The organism is Pseudomonas sp. R62, from assembly GCF_000257605.1.
In the GTDB taxonomy this organism is placed as follows: domain Bacteria; phylum Pseudomonadota; class Gammaproteobacteria; order Pseudomonadales; family Pseudomonadaceae; genus Aquipseudomonas; species Aquipseudomonas atacamensis.
Genome location: NZ_JH635998.1, coordinates 3,116,477 through 3,120,236 on the forward strand (window position 1 = coordinate 3,116,477; position 3,760 = coordinate 3,120,236).

Sequence of the window (3,760 nt, forward strand, 5' to 3'; positions counted from 1 at the left end):
TGAGTGTCTGGGTCGAGCAGATGGTGGCGTTGCATGAAGCGGGCGTCGAGCTGGTGCTGGTGTCCTCCGGGGCGGTGGCGGCCGGCATGAGTCGCTTGGGCTGGACCGCGCGACCCAGTGCCATGCACGAGCTCCAGGCGGCCGCTGCAATCGGTCAGATGGGGCTGGTGCAGGCTTGGGAGTCGAGCTTCGCCGAGCATGGCCGGCACACTGCGCAGATTCTCCTGACCCACGACGACCTCTCCGACCGCAAGCGCTACCTCAACGCCCGCAGTACCTTGCGTGCGCTGGTCGAGCTGAAAGTCATTCCGGTGATCAACGAAAACGACACTGTGGTCACCGATGAAATCCGTTTCGGCGACAACGACACGCTGGCGGCGCTGGTGGCCAATCTGGTCGAGGCCGATCTGCTGGTGATCCTCACTGATCGCGACGGCATGTTCGACGCCGATCCGCGCAACAATCCCGATGCGCAGCTGATTTATGAAGCACGCGCCGATGATCCGACGCTGGATGCGGTTGCCGGTGGTACCGGTGGTGCGCTGGGGCGCGGCGGCATGCAGACCAAGTTGCGTGCGGCACGCCTGGCAGCGCGTTCCGGTGCGCACACCATCATCGTCGGCGGGCGCCTTGAGCGTGTGCTCGATCGCCTGAAGGCGGGCGAGCGCATTGGCACGCTGCTATCGCCGGAGCGTGGCATGCTCGCGGCGCGCAAGCAGTGGCTGGCCGGTCACCTGCAAACCCGTGGCACTCTGGTGCTGGATGAGGGGGCGGTGTCGGCGTTGTCCAAGGGCAACAAAAGTCTGCTGCCGGTGGGTGTGAAACTGGTTCAAGGCAGTTTCCGTCGCGGTGAGATGGTCGTCTGTGTGGCGCCGGACGGTCGGGAGATCGCTCGGGGTCTGGCCAATTACAGCGCCCTGGAAGCGCAAAAAATCATCGGTCAGTCGTCGGATGCGATTGTCGGTTTGCTCGGTTACATGGCGGAGCCGGAACTGGTTCACCGTGACAACCTGATTCTGGTCTAAGGAAAATTCGATGCGTGTAGCGAAAGGATTGTTGGGCCTGCTGATGGCCATGCCATTGCTGGCCTCGGCCGAGGAAATCGGTCAGGTGTCGACGGTGTTCAAGTTTGTCGGGCCGAATGACCGGATCGTGGTCGAGGCGTTCGACGATCCGAAAGTCGAAGGCGTGACCTGCTACCTGTCACGCGCCAAGACTGGTGGAGTGAAGGGCGGTCTCGGTCTGGCCGAGGATCGTGCTGAGGCGTCGATCGCTTGTCGCCAGGTCGGGCCGATCAAATTCAAGGGTGAACTGAAGGATAGCGACGAGGTGTTCAAGGAGCGCACCTCGCTGGTGTTCAAGACCATGCAAGTGGTGCGTTTTCTCGACAAGAAGCGCAACACGCTGGTGTACCTGGTCTACAGCGATCGCTTGATCGAGGGCAGTCCGCAGAATGCGGTCACGGCCATCCCGATCCTGCCGTGGGTGCCGGTCCAGCAATAAGCGTCATCAATCCGAACTGTGGGAGCGAGCCTGCTCGCGAAGAGGTCATGTCGGTCGATAGAAATATCAACTGGCAGATCGCATTCGCGAGCAGGCTCGCTCCCACTTTTTTTTGCCTGTAGCTTGTTAAATCACAGGCAATAAAAAACCGACCCTGAGGTCGGTTTTTTAATGACTACGTCGATTAAGCGGCTTCTTTCAGCGCTTTGACGTGGCCATTCAGACGGCTCTTATGACGAGCAGCCTTGTTCTTGTGGATGATGCCTTTATCGGCCATACGGTCGATAACTGGCACAGCCAGAACGTATGCAGCTTGAGCTTTTTCAGCGTCTTTTGCGTCGATGGCCTTAACTACATTCTTGATGTAGGTACGAACCATGGAACGCAGGCTGGCGTTGTGGCTGCGACGCTTCTCAGCCTGTTTTGCACGTTTTTTGGCGGAAGGTGAGTTGGCCACCGTCGAGCTCCTCGAAAGACTTTTTAGGAAATAGCAAACAAAATAGGCCGCGAATCATGCCGATGAAGACTTGTCTTGTCAAGGGCACTTGAATCGTTCCGCTAAGTGGTAGGTATAAAGAGGCGGGATATTTATTTCCGGCGCTTGACCTGTAAACTCGCGAGCTTTGGCTCTGTGCTGTTGCGGCGCGGAGTATCGCACAAGTAGGCGCATTGTTCGCCTGCTGTTTATCGACAGGCACAAACTCTCTCAATGAATCTGCTCAAATCGTTGGCCGCCGTCAGCTCTATCACGATGCTTTCCCGGATTCTGGGTTTTGTTCGTGACACGCTGATCGCGCGGACATTCGGCGCCGGGATGGCCACGGATGCCTTCTTTATTGCGTTCAAACTGCCCAACCTGCTGCGGCGCATCTTTGCCGAAGGGGCTTTCTCCCAGGCTTTCGTGCCGATTCTGGCTGAATATAAAAGCCAGCAGGGCGAAGAGGCGACGCGCACCTTTATTGCCTATGTGTCGGGCCTGCTGACGCTGGTATTGGCGGTGGTGACGGCGCTGGGCATGATCGCCGCCCCTTGGGTGATCTGGGCCACAGCGCCCGGTTTTACCGATACCCCGGAGAAATTCCAGCTCACCTCCGATCTGTTGCGGGTGACCTTTCCTTATATATTGCTGATCTCGCTGTCGTCGCTGGCCGGCGCGATTCTGAATACCTGGAACCGCTTCTCGGTGCCGGCCTTCGTACCGACTCTGCTCAACGTCAGCATGATCGTGTTTTCGCTGTTCCTCACGCCGTATTTCGATCCGCCGGTCATGGCTCTTGGCTGGGCGGTGCTGGTCGGCGGTCTGGCGCAGTTGCTGTATCAGCTGCCGCACCTGAAAAAGATCGGCATGCTGGTGCTGCCGCGCCTGAACCTGCGCGACAGCGGCGTGTGGCGGGTGATGAAGCAGATGCTGCCAGCGATTCTCGGCGTGTCGGTCAGTCAGATTTCGCTGATCATCAACACCATCTTCGCCTCGTTTCTCGTCGCGGGTTCGGTGTCGTGGATGTATTACGCCGACCGCTTGATGGAATTGCCGTCGGGCGTATTGGGCGTGGCGCTCGGCACGATTCTTCTGCCAACGCTGGCCAAGACCTACGCCAGCAAGGATCGCCACGAGTATTCGCGGATCCTCGATTGGGGGTTGCGCCTGTGCTTTGTGCTGGTGCTGCCGTGCGCATTGGCGCTGGGGATTCTTGCTGAACCGCTGACTGTTTCATTGTTTCAGTACGGCCAGTTCAGTGGCTTTGATGCCGAGATGACCCAGCGTGCGCTGATTGCCTATTCGGTCGGCCTGCTCGGGATTATCGTGATCAAAGTGCTGGCGCCGGGCTTTTATGCGCAACAGAACATTCGCACCCCGGTGAAAATCGCGATTTTCACGCTGGTCTGTACCCAGTTGTTCAACCTGGCGTTGATCGGCCCACTGGCCCATGCCGGCCTTGCCTTGGCGATCAGTGCCGGTGCTTGCCTGAACGCCGGGCTGCTGTTCTATCAACTGCGCAAGCAAAAGATGTATCAACCGCAACCGGGCTGGGGCAAATTCGGCTTCAAGCTGGTCGTTGCAGTGACCGTGATGTCGGCGGTGTTGCTGGCCGGCATGCATTTCATGCCCGCCTGGGATGAGGGGCATATGCTAGAGCGCTTCCTGCGCCTGGGCGCACTGGTGGTGGCCGGTGTGGTGGCGTATTTCGGTATGTTGCTGCTGCTGGGTTTCCGCCTGCGCGACTTCAATCGCAAAGCCTTGAGCTGAGGTTTCAGC

At 58.8% G+C, this 3,760-nt stretch carries 4 protein-coding genes; 3 read left to right on the top strand and 1 reads right to left on the bottom strand.

All coding sequences use genetic code 11. The annotated features are described in order from the left end of the window. On the top strand, nucleotides 1-1,025 hold a 1,025-nt coding region (proB, locus tag OQK_RS15090; RefSeq protein ID WP_038860976.1), incomplete at its 5' end, for a glutamate 5-kinase. A gap of 10 nt (nucleotides 1,026-1,035) precedes the next feature. After that, a complete protein-coding gene (locus OQK_RS15095) occupies nucleotides 1,036-1,503 on the top strand; it encodes a CreA family protein (RefSeq protein ID WP_016773123.1) in 468 nt (155 codons plus the stop codon). 184 nt (nucleotides 1,504-1,687) lie between these two features. On the opposite strand, the gene rpsT is transcribed toward OQK_RS15095, so the two are convergent. Further along, nucleotides 1,688-1,960, bottom strand: a complete 273-nt coding sequence (gene rpsT / locus OQK_RS15100) for a 30S ribosomal protein S20 (protein WP_003228351.1) — start codon at nucleotides 1,958-1,960, stop codon at nucleotides 1,688-1,690. Nucleotides 1,961-2,212: 252 nt separating this feature from the next. Between rpsT and murJ the strand changes: the two genes are divergently transcribed. After that, nucleotides 2,213-3,751, top strand: coding sequence for a murein biosynthesis integral membrane protein MurJ (gene murJ / locus OQK_RS15105; protein WP_016773124.1), 1,539 nt, complete (start codon nucleotides 2,213-2,215; stop codon nucleotides 3,749-3,751). Nucleotides 3,752-3,760 lie beyond the last annotated feature (9 nt).